15 protein-coding genes and 3 tRNA genes are annotated in these 14,773 nt (G+C 60.0%); 4 read left to right on the top strand and 14 right to left on the bottom strand.

The features are described 5' to 3' along the window. Window positions 1-8 precede the first annotated feature (8 nt). The 3 genes from V9L13_RS08010 (at window position 9) to V9L13_RS08000 (ending at window position 486) form a co-directional block, all read left to right on the top strand. Window positions 9-84, top strand: a tRNA-Gly gene (locus V9L13_RS08010). Between the two features lie 46 nt (window positions 85-130). After that, window positions 131-204: transfer RNA gene (locus tag V9L13_RS08005), tRNA-Cys, on the top strand. Between the two features lie 195 nt (window positions 205-399). Continuing rightward, window positions 400-486 (top strand) — tRNA-Leu (locus tag V9L13_RS08000). A gap of 232 nt (window positions 487-718) precedes the next feature. Here V9L13_RS08000 and V9L13_RS07995 read toward each other — a convergent pair. The 14 genes from V9L13_RS07995 to V9L13_RS07930 form a co-directional block, all read right to left on the bottom strand. Beyond that, window positions 719-1,495, bottom strand: a complete 777-nt coding sequence (locus V9L13_RS07995; RefSeq protein WP_338802111.1) for a hypothetical protein — start codon at window positions 1,493-1,495, stop codon at window positions 719-721. Window positions 1,496-1,592: 97 nt separating this feature from the next. Then, window positions 1,593-1,811, bottom strand: coding sequence for a hypothetical protein (locus V9L13_RS07990; protein WP_045122476.1), 219 nt, complete (start codon window positions 1,809-1,811; stop codon window positions 1,593-1,595). A 342-nt stretch (window positions 1,812-2,153) separates the two neighbouring features. Then, the gene (locus tag V9L13_RS07985) at window positions 2,154-2,315 is read right to left on the bottom strand and encodes a hypothetical protein (protein ID WP_003225415.1); all 162 of its coding nucleotides are present in this window, start codon (window positions 2,313-2,315) and stop codon (window positions 2,154-2,156) included. A gap of 278 nt (window positions 2,316-2,593) precedes the next feature. Further along, window positions 2,594-3,100 (bottom strand): peptide-methionine (S)-S-oxide reductase MsrA, encoded by a 507-nt coding sequence (gene msrA, locus V9L13_RS07980; RefSeq protein WP_103485138.1) that lies wholly within the window; start codon window positions 3,098-3,100, stop codon window positions 2,594-2,596. A 206-nt stretch (window positions 3,101-3,306) separates the two neighbouring features. Further along, window positions 3,307-3,591 (bottom strand): hypothetical protein, encoded by a 285-nt coding sequence (locus V9L13_RS07975; RefSeq protein ID WP_003225413.1) that lies wholly within the window; start codon window positions 3,589-3,591, stop codon window positions 3,307-3,309. Between the two features lie 107 nt (window positions 3,592-3,698). Next, window positions 3,699-3,929, bottom strand: coding sequence for a hypothetical protein (locus tag V9L13_RS07970; RefSeq protein ID WP_003225412.1), 231 nt, complete (start codon window positions 3,927-3,929; stop codon window positions 3,699-3,701). Window positions 3,930-4,051: 122 nt separating this feature from the next. Continuing rightward, window positions 4,052-4,282: a hypothetical protein gene (locus V9L13_RS07965; RefSeq protein WP_003225411.1), complete on the bottom strand. Its 231-nt coding sequence runs from the start codon at window positions 4,280-4,282 to the stop codon at window positions 4,052-4,054. Between the two features lie 70 nt (window positions 4,283-4,352). Continuing rightward, on the bottom strand, window positions 4,353-5,978 hold the full coding sequence (locus tag V9L13_RS07960; RefSeq protein WP_338802109.1) for an ABC-F family ATP-binding cassette domain-containing protein: 1,626 nt from the start codon (window positions 5,976-5,978) through the stop codon (window positions 4,353-4,355). Between the two features lie 146 nt (window positions 5,979-6,124). Continuing rightward, entirely contained in the window at window positions 6,125-7,153 is a 1,029-nt protein-coding gene (locus V9L13_RS07955; RefSeq protein WP_338802108.1) for a DNA topoisomerase IB, read from the bottom strand. A gap of 69 nt (window positions 7,154-7,222) precedes the next feature. Then, the gene (modC, locus tag V9L13_RS07950; RefSeq protein WP_338802107.1) at window positions 7,223-8,302 is read right to left on the bottom strand and encodes a molybdenum ABC transporter ATP-binding protein; all 1,080 of its coding nucleotides are present in this window, start codon (window positions 8,300-8,302) and stop codon (window positions 7,223-7,225) included. A gap of 3 nt (window positions 8,303-8,305) precedes the next feature. Further along, window positions 8,306-8,986, bottom strand: coding sequence for a molybdate ABC transporter permease subunit (gene modB / locus V9L13_RS07945; protein ID WP_338802106.1), 681 nt, complete (start codon window positions 8,984-8,986; stop codon window positions 8,306-8,308). Then, the gene (modA, locus tag V9L13_RS07940; RefSeq protein WP_338802105.1) at window positions 8,987-9,754 is read right to left on the bottom strand and encodes a molybdate ABC transporter substrate-binding protein; all 768 of its coding nucleotides are present in this window, start codon (window positions 9,752-9,754) and stop codon (window positions 8,987-8,989) included. 169 nt (window positions 9,755-9,923) lie between these two features. After that, on the bottom strand, window positions 9,924-10,988 hold the full coding sequence (locus V9L13_RS07935) for a nitronate monooxygenase (RefSeq protein WP_338802104.1): 1,065 nt from the start codon (window positions 10,986-10,988) through the stop codon (window positions 9,924-9,926). A 114-nt stretch (window positions 10,989-11,102) separates the two neighbouring features. Next, window positions 11,103-13,565: an autotransporter gene (locus tag V9L13_RS07930; protein WP_338802103.1), complete on the bottom strand. Its 2,463-nt coding sequence runs from the start codon at window positions 13,563-13,565 to the stop codon at window positions 11,103-11,105. Window positions 13,566-13,755: 190 nt separating this feature from the next. Here V9L13_RS07930 and V9L13_RS07925 point away from each other — a divergent pair, with 190 nt between their 5' ends. Beyond that, window positions 13,756-14,739 (top strand): MDR family oxidoreductase, encoded by a 984-nt coding sequence (locus V9L13_RS07925; RefSeq protein ID WP_338802102.1) that lies wholly within the window; start codon window positions 13,756-13,758, stop codon window positions 14,737-14,739. Window positions 14,740-14,773 lie beyond the last annotated feature (34 nt).

The following is a 14,773-nucleotide window of genomic DNA, read 5'->3' as shown; positions in this document are numbered from 1 at the left end:
CACACCAAGCGGGAATAGCTCAGTTGGTAGAGCACGACCTTGCCAAGGTCGGGGTCGCGAGTTCGAGTCTCGTTTCCCGCTCCAAGTTTGTACGCGGTTGTTGTTGTGCTACTAAACAGCGATCGTTTGAGGCCGAGTAGCAAAATGGTTATGCAGCGGATTGCAAATCCGCCTACGCCGGTTCGATTCCGACCTCGGCCTCCACTATAAACAAGCTCCGTAGATCCATGATTTACGGAGCTTTTTTTATTTTCAGTGTGCTGCAAGATTTAGTCTTGAAATCAGCTACTGTGAACTTGCTTCACCGGGACGTGATGTATATATTTCCCGCTCTGCTTCACAAGGCTCAACATTGTCAGGTGTGCTGGTCGACTGACATGAGCACTACACCGCGCTACCGCCCGAATGGCGAAACTGGTAGACGCATGGGACTTAAAATCCCCCGCTCGTAAGGGCGTGCCGGTTCGATTCCGGCTTCGGGCACCATCTAAAATCAAGGGTTTGCGAGCGAAAGCTGATGCAAACCCTTGTTTGTTTCCGGTCCGCCATTTTTGATTTGATCCGCCATTTACCTTGCGGGCATGACCTTTTTGCCTTTGCGATTCAGCTGTTTCAACTCATTTGCCCTCAGGCCATGTCAAATCTCCTGCGCAGACTTCCACGCCATGATTTGATCAAGATGGCATTTAGAGCGGGTTCAGCCAGCGCACGAGGTTCTTCAGGCTGTGGGTTTGACACGGAAGGCCAAGTACACCGGCCCGAATGGGAAGGTACTGACTTCCAACTCGTCTAGAGGGGCGAGCGTGCGGGTGCGGGTTCCGGCGTTGCTGTAGATCATGTGGCTGTTCGACACTGCAATGTTGACCTTTCCGGCGGCAGCCTGGATTAGTGTCGCCTTGAACCCCTCAATCACATCGTCACCAATCGTCAGCGTGACGTCTGTGTCGCTAATGACCAGAATCGACTTACCTGAATCCGCCATGGTCAGGGGCCTGCTGCCGGTGATCGAGACATTGGTGTGAACGTGGCCGCCGGCGTGGTAGCTGACCATCCTCGGGTCGGCGAAGACGCGTGCGAAGGAGCCGACATAATTCACACTGGCGCGCATGTCATCGAATTGCTCGACCACATAGGTGCCGATGCTGCCCGAGACTTCGCCGTTGGGGTCCAGAACCCACTTTCGCCCTACCATCAGCCCGATCTGGGTGTTGGCGCGTACTCCCGCGCGCATTTCTTCGAGAAAAAGTTGGCTGATCTGACCGCCACCGTTGCCCTGAACATAGGTAAATCGTGCAATGGAGTGGCTGTCTCCAGTCGGGCTGCCTTGGGTGGTATCGACTCGATAGTCGACAAAGTCTGCCGATACAGTGGTGGTCGTTGTGTTGGTGTTAGGCGCCCAGGTGAAATCCAAGGCTCTTCCGGTTTTCACCTGATGCAGCGAGGTGGTGGTCTGTGTGGTAGTAGTCGAGCCTGACTGCTTCAAATCATCGTTCATGATGCTCCTCCTTAAGTGAAGTGCGGTATGCCTGCTACTGAGCCGGGTTTTCATTCATCTGACAGGGGCAGGTGGAAGATTCGGACTGCGCCGGGGACTAAATGCGCAGGCTGTACCAAGCCAGGCAGACGGTCTCCAGTTCTTCTGTAAGACATGTCAATTCGTCGTGAGTGATCATTCCGGATATTTGTAGTGCCTGGTTAAAGCTGATCGAACTGCTCTTCAGCGCAAGAAGCTGAATTTCATCTCGGGCTTCGCTGAGATACCCGAAGTTTGAGCGTGCCATTGCCATGACGGTAATTGCTTCAGTGGGCATAGCCTATTCGATCAATCATTAAAAATGAGAGGTTGCCAGCTATGATCGCTGTTTGGCCATCAACCAATTGGCAGGGTGTCAATAGAGCGCGACACGATGCTTCGCGTCCAGGATGTTGCAATGCGTCTGCTGGGGCTACATTTCGACGATGTCGAGACCAGCATTGATCATGCCCGTTGCGGACTCGACTGCTGAAGAGATTCTCCAGCAGGTGGATGGGAGGGTACTTAACCAGGTCGAGGTGGTTACGTGAGCAAGGCCGCTTCACCCTCTTGAAAAATATTGTGCTGATTGGCAGGAAGCAAAAAGCCCGGACGTATCCGGGCCTGTCAGAGGAATCACTCAGCGCGAATTTACTTCTTCCTGAGTCCGGGCAGACGCTCTTTCCCTACGCCGGCGAACCCAGCTGAAGAAAGCGTGAACCGGGTGTAAAAACGCTGCAAGCACGCACAGCAGCATGATGATGAAAATGGCGATCAGCGGGAGGCTTTCGTGCGAGAACATGGTGGGGTACTCCTGTAGGCACTATGTTGGAACCCGCAGGCTAGACGCATTGAGCCATGCTTGCGATGAACGTATGTTCATCCTCGGATGCTTGAACTGTGCTAAGGAAGGACTCGCCAAAATGATCGATTCTGGAGGTGCGCAAACATTCGTCGCGCAATCATCCATCGGTCTTTTTTCAATACAGTAAGGTTTCGTAACGCGGTAAACCGGCGATGTTCGGCGCCGGCCTTGGTTAAGGCCAACGCCGTGCGTGGAATGATTAAGCAGGTGTCTTGTCAGCCGCGCTTGGGCAGTTTCCAGTTCGGGCGGATGAAGTGGCAGGTGTAGCCATTCGGTATCCGCTCCAGGTAGTCCTGATGCTCCGGTTCCGCTTCCCAGAACGGTCCGGCAGGTTCGATTTCGGTGACCACTCGGCCCGGCCAAAGACCAGAAGCGTCGACGTCGGCGGCGGTGTCCTCGGCGATGTCGCGTTGCTCGTCGCTGAGGTAATAAATCGCCGAACGATAGCTGGGACCGAGATCGTTGCCTTGGCGGTTGGGCGTGCTGGGGTCGTGGATCTGGAAGAAGAACTCGAGGATCTGCCGGTAGCTGATCAGGGCAGGGTCGAAGATGATTTCGATGGCCTCGGCGTGGTTGCCGTGGTTGCGGTAGGTGGCATTCGGCACCTCGCCGCCGGTGTATCCGACGCGGGTTTTCAGCACGCCAGGATAACGCCGCAGCAGGTCCTGCATGCCCCAGAAGCAGCCGCCGGCGAGAATCGCGGTTTCGGTTTGTCCGGTCATGATCTTTTTTGCCTCTCGGTGACTGTAGATACGGTTCTGGTTATGCGGGCGTGTTGGCTATTTGCAAGCCTGATTCAGGATTACGGGCTGCTCGATCCGGTGTTTTCAACAAAAAGCCCTGACGATAAGGCCAGGGCATTTATGGGTTCGAGCTGAATTCGGGCAGTTCACATCGAGTGATGTACTAAAGACACCACATCAAGCGGTTATACAAACGCTTGCCCGAAAAAGCCCCGTGGCAGGCGCTGCGGCCCAGCCAGCGCGGTCAGTCGTTCGATCCACTCCGTACGCCAGTTCGACGCGCCGTGGTCAGCCTTGGTGTGGCGAGCCGCGCGCCGTGCCGCATTGCGCTGGGTTTTGCGCGCTTCCTTGTAGGCATCGGTGTTGCGGCAGCTGCGGCATTTGACGCGATTGAGTTCCAGGCTCGAGGCAAGGTTGTTGCCCTTGTGACCACAAGCCAGATGTCCGTCTGTTTTGAAATGGATAACCATGAACAGTCTCCTGGGTGACGTGTACAGGTTATGACCCCTCACGGCAGCTGGGGTTCGCTGTATCGGCCAAGTGGTAGGCCAGGAGACTGTCGTTTATCGCTGTGCAATCATCTGAAGCGAGGCAACGGCCGTTCGACGGGTTCTAGCGAAGACAGAGTGCGGCGGATCAGCGGCGTGTCTTTTTCGATGTCGTTAAGGCGATCACGGATGCGCAGGGCGGTCGGGTGCCCGCCTTGATGATCGACCCAGTCGGCGATTTCCTTGCAGGCCGCGGCAAGGCGCGCCTGACGGGAGTCGAGCAGGGTGAGGAGGGTGGTGATGGACTCTTTTTCGGACATGGAACACCTCCGTTCAGACAAACCGTTGAGAGGCAGCAAAAAGCTCGCGGGTTGCGAGCTGTCTGCCGTTGGGGCGCTGGTCCGTCAGCTGCCTTGAGTATAGACCCCGCCTGTCAATTGCATCAGCCGGCTGTTTGGCGCGCCAGCATTGGCGAGCTGGCCGCATTGAGCCGTCGGCATTCGTGTCGGGCCTCTTCCTCAAGGTCGTAGCCATCACCGATGAAGCCGCCGGTGCGGGTATCGTTGATCCGAAACCAGCTGCTGGCCTCGGCGGGTTCATGCTGGCTTTCCCCGGCGCGCCGGCCGTGAATGATGATCTTGTTGCAGCGCTTCACGACAAATATGTCTTCCATGGCGTCACCACAGCAAATGGGTGTCAGATCAACTATAGAAGCCGTGGCCGATCGTGCAAAAAATAGACAGTCAGTTCGTCGGTTGCAGCCGCCATCCCTCGCGGTACCCATCCAGGCGATGCGTCGGTTTCAAGGCTTGCAGAAAGTCAGGATCGTGGGAAACCGCGACAATTGCACCGGGAAACGTCTGCAATGCCTGTTCGAAAGCTTGCACCGACGCCAGATCCAGATGATTGCTCGGCTCGTCGAGCAACAACAGTTGCGCGGGCGTCTTGCCCCACAAGGCCACCGCCAGTGCGGCTTTCAGGCGTTCTCCACCGCTCAGTGAAACGCTCGGTCGGGTCACCCGTTGCGCGTCCAGTTGCAGATGAGCCAAGTGGCTGCGCAGTGCGCTTTCACTCAACGGGCTCTGCAGCGCGAGCAGTTGCTCGATGACGCTGAGACCGTCGTCCAGCAACTTCAGATGCTGGTCCAGATAAGCCACGGGAATATGGGTGATGCATTCGCCGCTGGCGGGATGCAGTTGGCCCGCGAGCAACCTGAGCAACGTCGATTTGCCGCAGCCGTTCGGACCATTGACGGCGACGCGCACAGGACCACTCAGCGTGAGATTGAACGGTTGCGTCGGTAGCCATGGCACACACGCATCAATCAGCGTACAGACCCTACGCGCGGCAGGCACTGAACTGCCGGGCAGGTTCATCAGCACCACATCGTCCGGGAGCACGTTGGCGTAGGCATCACGCACCTGCGCGTCGAGCTCCGATTTGCGCTGCTGATGACCATGTCGCACCTGGCCCATGATCTGCCTCGCGGCACCTTTGAGGCCTGCGCGCTCGAAACCCGAGACATTGGCGGTTCTGGCGTTGCGCAGTGAGCGGGCAGCATGGCGCTGGATGGTGTCGTGTTCGTTTTGCAAGCGCTGCTGCTCGCGCCGGCGCTCGGTTCTGCTTTGATCCAGCGTCGCTTGCGCCGCCGCCTGATGGATCTGTCGTTGCTGCTGGTAAGTGGAAAAATTGCCGCCGTACACCGTGGCACCCCGCGGCGTCAGCTCGACGATACGCTGCATGCGCTCAAGCAATTGGCGATCGTGGCTGATGACGATCAATCCGCCGCGCCAGTGCTCCAGCCTGTTCATCAGCCAGTCGCGGCCGGGGCCGTCGAGATGGTTGGTCGGCTCATCCAGCACCAACAGGCGCGGCGGATTCAGAAATGCCCCGATCAACGCCAATCGCGCTTGCTGGCCGCCGCTCAGCGGTTGGGTCAAATCCGTGGGGGCGACGTCCGGCAGACCGGCGTCATCCAGCCATTGGCGCAGGCGTTCGGGCAGATCCCAGCGTTCGCCGAGGATGTCGAAATCTTCCGGCGACGCCTCGCCGCACTGCAACCGTTGCAATGCGCGAAGCGCGGTAGCGGTGCCCGTGGCGTCGGCCACGGTCTGTCCCGCGTCGGCGGTGAATGTTTGCGCCATATAGGCCAGGGGAACCGAGCAAGTCACGCTGCCGGCAGTCGGTTGCAAGTGTCCGGCAATCAGCTTGGCCAGCACGCTTTTACCGACGCCGTTGCGCCCGACGATTGCGGTGTGGGTGTGATCGAATTGCAGATTCAGCTCGTTGAAAATCTTCTCGCCATTAGCGAACTGAAAAGTCGTTTGATTCAAGGAGACGAGGGCAGGCGTACGCGAGACGTGAGTCATCGGCACCTCCGAAAAATGTCGTGAACACTGACAGGCGCTATTCAGCGCTTATCGCGATTACATTTTCAGAAGGCTTGATTGTTCACTTTCTGCGGTCGTCCTGAAGGGGGAAAGGTGGTTAGCCTAGACCACCCATCCAGCGCAGATCAAGGCGCATCCATCATTTGCTCAAGAAACATCGCCAGCGCCACTTCCTCGGAGCGCAAGCCCTTGCGGACTCTTGGGCGTGGTAACTCGGCCAGCGCACCGAGCAGGAAACGCTCGACCACGGCCGGATGGATGTAGCACTTGCGGCACACCGCCGGGGTGTTGCCCAGCTGTTTGGACACGCTCTTGACCATCTCCACCACATGCCGTTTCGCCTCGGCTTCGGACTCCCATTGCAGTTCGCGCAATACCGCCAGGGCCAGCGCACTGCCGGCCCAGGTGCGGTAATCCTTGGCGGTGAAGTCGGCGCCGGTGAGGGTTTGCAGGTAGGTGTTGACGTCGTGCGAGCTGACGGTGTGTCGCTCACCGTTTTCGTCCAGGTACTGAAACAGATTTTGCCCGGGGATTTCCAGGCAGCGCTTGATGATGCGCGCCAGGCGACGATCCTTGACGGTGATCTGGTGTTCGATGCCGCTCTTGCCGCGAAACTGGAACAGAATCGCGCTGCCGTTGACCTCGACATGTCGGCTGCGCAGGGTGGTCAGACCGTAGGAGCGGTTGTCCCGCGCGTACTGGGTGTTGCCGACGCGGATCAGCGTGGCGTCGAGCAGCGTGATGACGGTGGCCATCACCTTGTCGCGACTGAAACCGGGCGCGTCCAGCAGGGTTTCAAGTTGTTTGCGCAACTTCGGCAGCGCCAGGCCGAATTCACGCAAGCGCGAGTACTTGTCTGCATCGCGCACCTCTCGCCAGCGTGGGTGATAGCGATACTGCTTGCGGCCACGAGCATCGCGGCCAGTGGCCTGCAAATGGCCGCGCGGATCGGCGCAGATCCATACGTCGGTGTAGGCCGGCGGCACCGCCAGCGAATTGATCCGTTTGATTTCGTTGGGGTCGGTGATGCGCTGCCCGGCCGGATCGAAATAGACGAACTTGCCGCGCAGTTTTTTGCGGGTCAGGCCGGGTTGAGTATCGTCGACGTAATGCAGGTCGGGTGGGAGTACGTCGGCTGGCGCGGTGTCGGGCATGGCAGTGTCCTTGGCGAATCGCTCTGTTACAGCGATTGACCGCGCGCCATGGCCGTCGTGCCAACCAATTCAGGCCAGTACGGCGACGGCCTTGATCTGCGCCCACAAATGCTGGCCCGGGTGTATGCCGAGCTGATCCCGGGAAAACCGCGTGATCCGCGCCAGCAGCGGTGTGCCACCAGCGTCCAGACGAATCAGCACATGCGCGGTGTTGTCCGCTGTCTGCTCGCTGATCACAGTGACCGGCAACCGATTGAGGATGCTGCTGGCCTCGCTGTCGTGCAGGCTAAGGCTGATGTCACGGGCGTGCACCTTGGCGCGCAAAGCCTGGCCCACTGCCATGGGGGCGTGGGTCACGCGGATGTTCATTTCGGTGGCCGGCAGTTGCAGGCTGAGCAACTGATAATCGGCGTCGTAGGCACTGACCTGACCTTCGATGATCACCCCGGCGTCGTCGCCCATCGCCATTGGCAGGTCAAGACGCGCGAGGGTTTCGCCAATCGGGCCGCTGGCCAGAGTCTTGCCGTCGCTGAGCAACACCAGATGATCGGCCAGGCGGGCGACCTCATCCTGCGCGTGGCTGACGTAAAGCACCGGGATGTCCAGCTCATCGTGCAGACGCTGCAGGTACGGCAGGATTTCATTTTTGCGCTGGCTATCGAGGGCAGCCAGCGGCTCATCCATCAGCAACAGTTTTGGACTGGTCAACAGCGCGCGAGCGATGCCGACACGCTGGCGTTCGCCGCCGGACAGATGCTGCGGATGGCGCTCCAGCAAATGGCCGATACCCAGCAGTTCGGTGGCCTGCGCCATGTCGACCCGACGCTGGGCCTTGGCGATGCGTTTGAGGCCGAACTGTAGGTTGGCCAGTACCGACAGGTGCGGAAACAGACTCGCTTCCTGGAACACATAACCGATTGAACGTTTGTGCGGCGGGACAAAAATTCGTCGCTCGCTGTCCTGCCAGACTTCGTCGTTGACCTTGATAAAACCCTGTTCGGCCCGCTCAAGACCGGCGATACAACGCAGGCAGGTGGTCTTGCCTGAGCCGGAATGACCGTAGAGCGCGGTCACGCCACGCCCTGGCAAATGCAGATCGACATCCAGGCTGAAACCCGAATAAGCGATTTTCAGACGTGCATCAATCATTGATCAGCTCCAGCCCGCGCGGGTCTTGCGGCTGGAGTACAGCGCCAGCAACACCAGAAACGAAAACACCAGCATCGCCCCGGCCAGCCAGTGGGCCCGGGCATATTCCATCGCCTCGACATGGTCGTAGATCTGCACCGAAACCACTCGGGTCTTGTCGGGAATGTTGCCGCCGATCATCAGCACGACGCCGAATTCACCGACGGTGTGCGCGAAGCCGAGGATCGCCGCGGTCACGAAACCGGGGCGGGCCAGAGGCAGGATCACGCTGAAAAAAGTGTCCCATGGATTGGCGCGCAACGTTGCGGCCACTTCCAGTGGGCGGGTGCCGATCGCCGAGAACGCGTTTTGCAACGGTTGCACCACAAACGGCATGGAATAGATCACCGAACCGATCACCAGCCCGGTAAAACTGAAGGTCAGAGTGCCCAGGCCCAGCCATTGCGTAAAGTGGCCGAGAAAGCCATTGGGTCCCATTGCCAGCAGCAGATAAAAGCCGATCACGGTCGGCGGCAGTACGAGGGGCAGGGCGACGATTGCGCCGATGGGGCCGCGCAGCCAGGAACGGCTGCGCGACAACCACAGGGCAATCGGAGTGCCGACGACCAGCAGGATAGCAGTGGTCAGGGACGCCAGTTTCAGGGTCAGCCAGATCGCCGCGAAGTCGGCACTCGTCAGCGACATTTAGAGCTGATAGCCGTAGGACTTGATCACCGCAGCGGCTTTCGGGCCTTTGAGGTATTCAACCAGCGCTTTGGCGGCGGCGCTGTCCTTGCCTTTGTTCAGAATCACCGCGTCCTGTTTGATCGGGTCGTGCATGCTCGCTGGAACGATCCATGCCGAACCGCTGGTGACCTTGCCGTCCTTGTAGATCTGCGACAGCGCCACGAAGCCCAGTTCAGCGTTGCCGGTGGACACGAACTGATAGGCCTGGGTGATGTTCTGGCCTTCGACGATCTTGGCTTTGGTCGCTTCAGTCAGCTTGAGTTTTTCCAGCACCTGAGTGGCGGCCAGGCCATATGGCGCGGCTTTCGGATTGGCGATGGACAGGTGCTGGTATTCGTTCTTCTTCAGGACTTCACCTTTGGCGTCGACATAACCTTCTTTCGCCGACCACAGGGCCAGGGTGCCGATGGCGTAGGTGAAGCGCGAGCCCTTGACGGTGTCGCCTTCTTTTTCCAGTTTTTCCGGGGTGGTGTCGTCTGCCGAGAGGAACACTTCAAACGGCGCGCCGTTCTTGATCTGGGTGTAGAACTGGCCGGTGGCACCGTAGGCGGCGACCAGTTTGTGCCCGGTGTCTTTTTCGAAATCGGCAGCAATTGCCTGGATCGGTGCGGTGAAGTTAGCGGCAACTGCCACCTGCACTTCATCAGCCTGAGCGGCGCCGAAAGCGAATACCGCCAGCAGGGAAGCCAGGCAAGTTGGGGCAAAACGTGAGGCACGAATGGTCATGTAACAGCTCCGTTGTTGGCGAGTGCAGAGGGCAGTTATTGTTGGGGGTGGACTGCACCGATGCGAGGGGGTGAAACGCTATATAGCGAAATATATAGCGAAATGCCGCTAAACAGGAAGTGCTGTTGTATACAGGATGAAGCTGTACCGCGCCTCACCCTGGATCGGATCAGCGACGGACCAATTTTTCCAGCGCGCCTTGCGCCAGTTCCTGGGTCAGTTCGGCGCTGCTCAGCTCCTTGCCCAGCGGGAAAGCCTGACCGGCCCAGAGGTTACTGAATTGCGCTTCACTTTTGGCGCGCAATGGCATCAGCGCCCCGCCAGCCAGCGGGAACGCTGGGGCGATGGGCGACATCGGTCCGATTTCGCGCATCACCCGATTGAGAATGCCGCGAGCCGGACGGCCGGTGAACAGGTTGGTCATCGCGGTTTCACTTTCCTTGGCGGTACGCAGCGCCTGGTGATGCGAGGCGCTGACTTTCGCTTCCGGGGTAAACAGATACGCGGTGCCGACCTGCACCGCTGACGCACCGAGCAGCAACGCCGCGGCCACACCGCGCGCATCGGCGATGGCCCCGGCAGCGATCACCGGCACCTTCACCGCATCGACGATCTGCGGAACCAGAGCAAAGGTGCCGACCTGACTACTCAGGTCTTCGCTGAGAAACATCCCGCGATGCCCGCCAGCCTCGTAACCCATGGCGATGATTGCGTCGCAACCGTTTTGCTCAAGCCACACCGCTTCATCGACAGTGGTGGCGGACGAGAGAATTTTCGCACCCGTGGCCTTGACCCGATCCAGCAAGGATTTCTCCGGCAGACCAAAGTGAAAACTCACCACTTCCGGGCGAAACTCTTCCAGCACTTCGCACGCTGCCGCATCGAATGGCGCCCGGTTGGAAACCGGTGTCGGTGCGTCGAAATCGACACCCAGTTCGCGGTAGTACGGCTCCAGCAGATTCTTCCAGTCTTGCGCGCGCTGTTCATTGGCGGCCGGTGGCTGGTGGCAGAAGAAGTTGACGTTGAAAGGCTTGCGAGTGTGCTCGCGAATGGTCTTCAGCTCTTCGCGCAACTGCTCGATGCTCAGCATCGCGGCCGGCATCGAACCCAAGCCGCCCGCGTTGCACACGGCGATCACCATGGACGAGTTCGTGGCACCGGCCATCGGGGCCTGGATGATCGGCAGCTCGATACCGAGCAGGTCAAGTATGCGGGTGTCAGGCCATTGGCTCATGGAAGCGGTTCTCCGAACGATGAAGCGGGGCAGGGACGGCAGAACCGGTTTTTTAACAGCTAAACCGGCCCCAGGGCCAGTCCGATTTTTTCGCACACGAATAGTCGCGCGCCGTCAGCGTCGATGAAAACCGCCGCCACCGCCGCCTCCAAATGATCGGTTCATGACTTGCGAGGAATTGTGAAAGTTGTTGGTTCGCTGGTTGCCGAAGTTACGTGCGGCCGACTCGCGATTGAGGTTTTGCAACTGGGCATTGTTGTTGACCGGTGCCGTGCGAGTCGGGCTGCCCTTGACCATCGATTGCCAGCCGTTGTCGGTTTTCTTGTAGACGTTGCCGTCGTGCCCGGCATAGACGTTGTCGCCCACTCGCGCGGCGCCGCCGTTACGTCCTTTCACGCCGCCATATTGTGTGGTCTTGTCGGTGTTGGGGTTGTACACCGCGCCACGATTGGCGGTGACCTGGGTGCCATTGCGAGCATTGCCTGCGGTCACTTTTCCACCGGCGATGGCGCCACCGTTCGGCCCGACCACCTCACCACTGCGCCCGGCCGCGTAATTGCCGTTGTAGACATTGTGTACGGCACCGCGCTGGCCTGCGGCCGCAATGCCGGTGCGCGAGTTGTAGGAGGAGCCGACCTGACCGGCCCAGCGATTGCCGGTCCAGGCGTTGTACCCGGCGCCATAACGACTGACGGTCGCGCGGTCGCCCCATTGCCGATAGATATTGCCGGTGGTGCCGGCCCAGCCACCGGGGCCCCAGGCCACGGCGCCCCCGCGATAGCCGTAAGCGGCGCCGCCCCAGGCCAGCGGCGCGGGGTACAGGCGCGGTCCCCAGGCGTAACCCCAGCCGTAATTGCCCCACCATGGATAAGCGCCCCAGCCCCAACCCATCGCCACGGTGTTGCCGCCCCAGCTCCAGCCGAAGCCGAAACCGAAGGTCCAGCCAGTCCACGGCGTGTAGCGCATGGCGACGCCGAAACCGTAGGTCACCGGCGGCCCGTACCAGACGCTGCCGACCCACGGTGTGTAGGGATAACCGGTGCCATAGACCACCACACCTGTGGCCGGATCCAGATTCGATCCTTGATAGCCGGGGGTGTAGCCCACCACCACGGTATCGCCGCTGGATTCATAGACTTTGACGTAGGTGAGGTAATGCATCGGTGAGCTCGGCGGGATCGAATAGATCACCGCCGGTACGGAGCTGGCCACGGCCCAAGGCCCGTTAACCGAGGTGGCGGTGAACCAGATACCGTTTTCCACCGCATACCAACTGTCGCTGTCGACCCGAATGATCGGCGTCGCGCTGTTGACCACGTATTGCAGCGGCGTGCTGTTGATTGCCTTCAATTGCGGCTCGCCATCGAACTGCGGCGCGGTCATTTTCACTGCGCTTTTCTTGATCGCCGAGGTTTGTGGAATGGTTGCAGCGATCGCGGCTTCCCTAGCCTGTGGCGTGCCGGCGACCGACGCCTTGACGTTCTCTTTCGGGCTGTCATCCGGGATATTGGCGAAGTCTGCCGGCAGTTTGTCAGCCGGGGTAAACGTCCATGGGCCTTGCATGTCAGCGGCGCGGAACCAGCGGCCGGAGATCAGCACGTAACTGTTCTGGTCGCCGATTTCCTTGAAGATATGCCCGGTGGTATTGCTCACATACAGCAGACGGGTGCCCTGTATCGGCAGCCACTGCGGCGCGCCGTCGGTGACGATCAGTTCAGTGGGCGTGGTGGCGATGAAGATTTTCGGTTGCGGTGATTTGGCCAGACTCGGAACCTTGTCTTTCGGATCGCTCTGGCCGGTCAGCAGATCGACCTGACGGCTCTGGATCGCCGCCTGTTTGGCCTTCTCCAGATCGGCCGGTGGTGTGGTCAGGCGGGTGTATTCGCCGCTGAGGCTGTCAGCGGCCATCCAGCCATCGAACACGTGCAGGTAGTGTTTGCCCTCGGCGTCCTTGAGCAATAGCGGACGGGTGTTGATCACCCGTTGCAGCCCGGTGCCATCGACCGTCCGGTAGACGGCGTCGCCATCGATGTAGACGAGCAGGGCAGGGACGTCGGAACTGATGATCGCCGGCGGGGTGTTTTCCAGTGGCGCGCTGTCGGCTTTCTGCTCGGCCGACAGCACGCCGACCGCTGCTTCGAGTTGATCGAGGGATATGGTTTTCTTGCGGCTTTCGGCATCTTTTTGCAGGGCTCCAAGCCAGACGTCGGCCTGACTGGCATCGGCGGGGAAGTCGGCCTTGATGATCTTGTATTGATCCAGCGCGACCCAGCGCGTGGCCTTGTCGACCAGCGTGTGCGCGCTGAACTGGACAATGCCGAAAGTGGGTTTGCCATCGGCTCCGGTGGCTTCGACGGCAGCGCGGGCATTGAGGGTGTAGCCATCCCAACTGTCGAGTTGCGGCTGATACACGGTGAGTCTGGCCTTGCCGCTGGTGATCACTTGCGGCCATGTCGGCGCGCTCGCGGCGGAGTCGGCAGCAGGGGCTTTGGTCGCGGCGGCCGGGGCTGCCCAGACATTGGCAAGAGTCAGCAGGCACAGCATCAGCATCGCTAGCAATGAGCGCGGGTAAGGCATTGTCAGCTCCATCGGCAGGGGCCGCTTTCAGCAGGGATGACAGCGAAAGCACGACCGTCGAAAAAGCATAGCCGCCCGCTTCACAATTACTTGGCGGATTTGCGAATTGGCGCAAAGTCGGGTGGGGCAATGTGTTGCTTTGTGTTATTTCAGGGCACGAGGAATTGAATTCATTGATTGAGAGGCAGCCATGTTCAACGGCATTTTGATCGACAAAGACGACAGCGGTTACCGCGCCAGCCTGCAGCAGATCAGCGAAGCGCAGTTGCCCGAAGGCAACGTGACGGTGAAGGTCGCGTACAGCACGCTGAACTTCAAGGACGGTCTGGCGATTACGGGCAGCAGTCCGGTGGTGCGCAAGTTTCCGATGGTGCCGGGGATCGATCTGGCGGGCACGGTGGAAGTCAGTTCGCATCCCGACTACCAGGCCGGTGATCAGGTGCTGCTCAATGGTTGGGGGGTGGGCGAAAGTCACTGGGGCGGGCTGGCGCAGAAGGCGCGGCTCAATGGCGACTGGCTGATTCCGTTGCCCAAAGCCTTTACCGCCGCGCAAGCCATGGCCATCGGTACCGCCGGCTACACGGCGATGCTGTGCATTCTGGCGCTGGAGCGTAACGGCGTGACCCCGGATCAGGGCGAAGTGCTGGTGACCGGCGCCAATGGCGGGGTGGGCAGTTTCGCCATCGCCTTGCTCAGCAAGCTCGGTTATCGCGTGGTGGCGTCCACCGGCCGGGTGTCCGAGCATGAGTACCTGAAACAACTGGGCGCCAGTGAGATCATCGACCGCGCAACCTTGTCGGAGCCGGGCAGACCGCTGGCCAAGGAACGTTGGGCCGGGGTGATCGATTCGGTCGGCAGTCACACCTTGGCCAACGCTTGCGCCAGTACCCGCGCCGAAGGCACGGTGGCGGCCTGCGGTTTGGCTCAGGGCATGGATTTTCCGGCGTCGGTGGCGCCGTTCATTTTGCGCGGCGTGACGCTGGCGGGGATCAACAGCGTAACTCAGCCCAAAGCGCGGCGGATCGAGGCCTGGGCGCGTCTGGCCAAGGATCTGGACTTCGCCCTGTTGCCATTGATCAGTCACGAAATCGCCCTGAGCGAGGCCATCGACGCGGCACCTGAGCTGCTTGCCGGACAGCTTCGCGGCAGGGTTGTGGTCGACGTCAATCGCTGACAAAGTAGGCGTCATTGCGGCCCGTGTGGCCGCA

The organism is Pseudomonas sp. RSB 5.4 (assembly GCF_037126175.1).
Classification (GTDB): Bacteria; Pseudomonadota; Gammaproteobacteria; order Pseudomonadales; family Pseudomonadaceae; genus Aquipseudomonas; species Aquipseudomonas fluorescens_H.
The sequence above is the reverse complement of the archived record's forward strand: the minus strand, read 5'-3'. Positions and strand labels throughout refer to the sequence as shown.

Coding starts and splice junctions, on each gene's coding strand:
- V9L13_RS07995 (WP_338802111.1), bottom strand. CDS start 1,495: ATGAACGATGATTTGAAGCAGTCAGGCTCGACTACTACCACACAGACC.
- modC (WP_338802107.1), bottom strand. CDS start 8,302: ATGATTGATGCACGTCTGAAAATCGCTTATTCGGGTTTCAGCCTGGAT.
- V9L13_RS07930 (WP_338802103.1), bottom strand. CDS start 13,565: ATGCCTTACCCGCGCTCATTGCTAGCGATGCTGATGCTGTGCCTGCTG.
- V9L13_RS07990 (WP_045122476.1), bottom strand. CDS start 1,811: ATGCCCACTGAAGCAATTACCGTCATGGCAATGGCACGCTCAAACTTC.
- V9L13_RS07960 (WP_338802109.1), bottom strand. CDS start 5,978: ATGACTCACGTCTCGCGTACGCCTGCCCTCGTCTCCTTGAATCAAACG.
- V9L13_RS07975 (WP_003225413.1), bottom strand. CDS start 3,591: ATGGTTATCCATTTCAAAACAGACGGACATCTGGCTTGTGGTCACAAG.
- modB (WP_338802106.1), bottom strand. CDS start 8,986: ATGTCGCTGACGAGTGCCGACTTCGCGGCGATCTGGCTGACCCTGAAA.
- V9L13_RS07935 (WP_338802104.1), bottom strand. CDS start 10,988: ATGAGCCAATGGCCTGACACCCGCATACTTGACCTGCTCGGTATCGAG.
- modA (WP_338802105.1), bottom strand. CDS start 9,754: ATGACCATTCGTGCCTCACGTTTTGCCCCAACTTGCCTGGCTTCCCTG.
- V9L13_RS07955 (WP_338802108.1), bottom strand. CDS start 7,153: ATGCCCGACACCGCGCCAGCCGACGTACTCCCACCCGACCTGCATTAC.
- V9L13_RS07970 (WP_003225412.1), bottom strand. CDS start 3,929: ATGTCCGAAAAAGAGTCCATCACCACCCTCCTCACCCTGCTCGACTCC.
- V9L13_RS07965 (WP_003225411.1), bottom strand. CDS start 4,282: ATGGAAGACATATTTGTCGTGAAGCGCTGCAACAAGATCATCATTCAC.
- msrA (WP_103485138.1), bottom strand. CDS start 3,100: ATGACCGGACAAACCGAAACCGCGATTCTCGCCGGCGGCTGCTTCTGG.
- V9L13_RS07985 (WP_003225415.1), bottom strand. CDS start 2,315: ATGTTCTCGCACGAAAGCCTCCCGCTGATCGCCATTTTCATCATCATG.
- V9L13_RS07925 (WP_338802102.1), top strand. CDS start 13,756: ATGTTCAACGGCATTTTGATCGACAAAGACGACAGCGGTTACCGCGCC.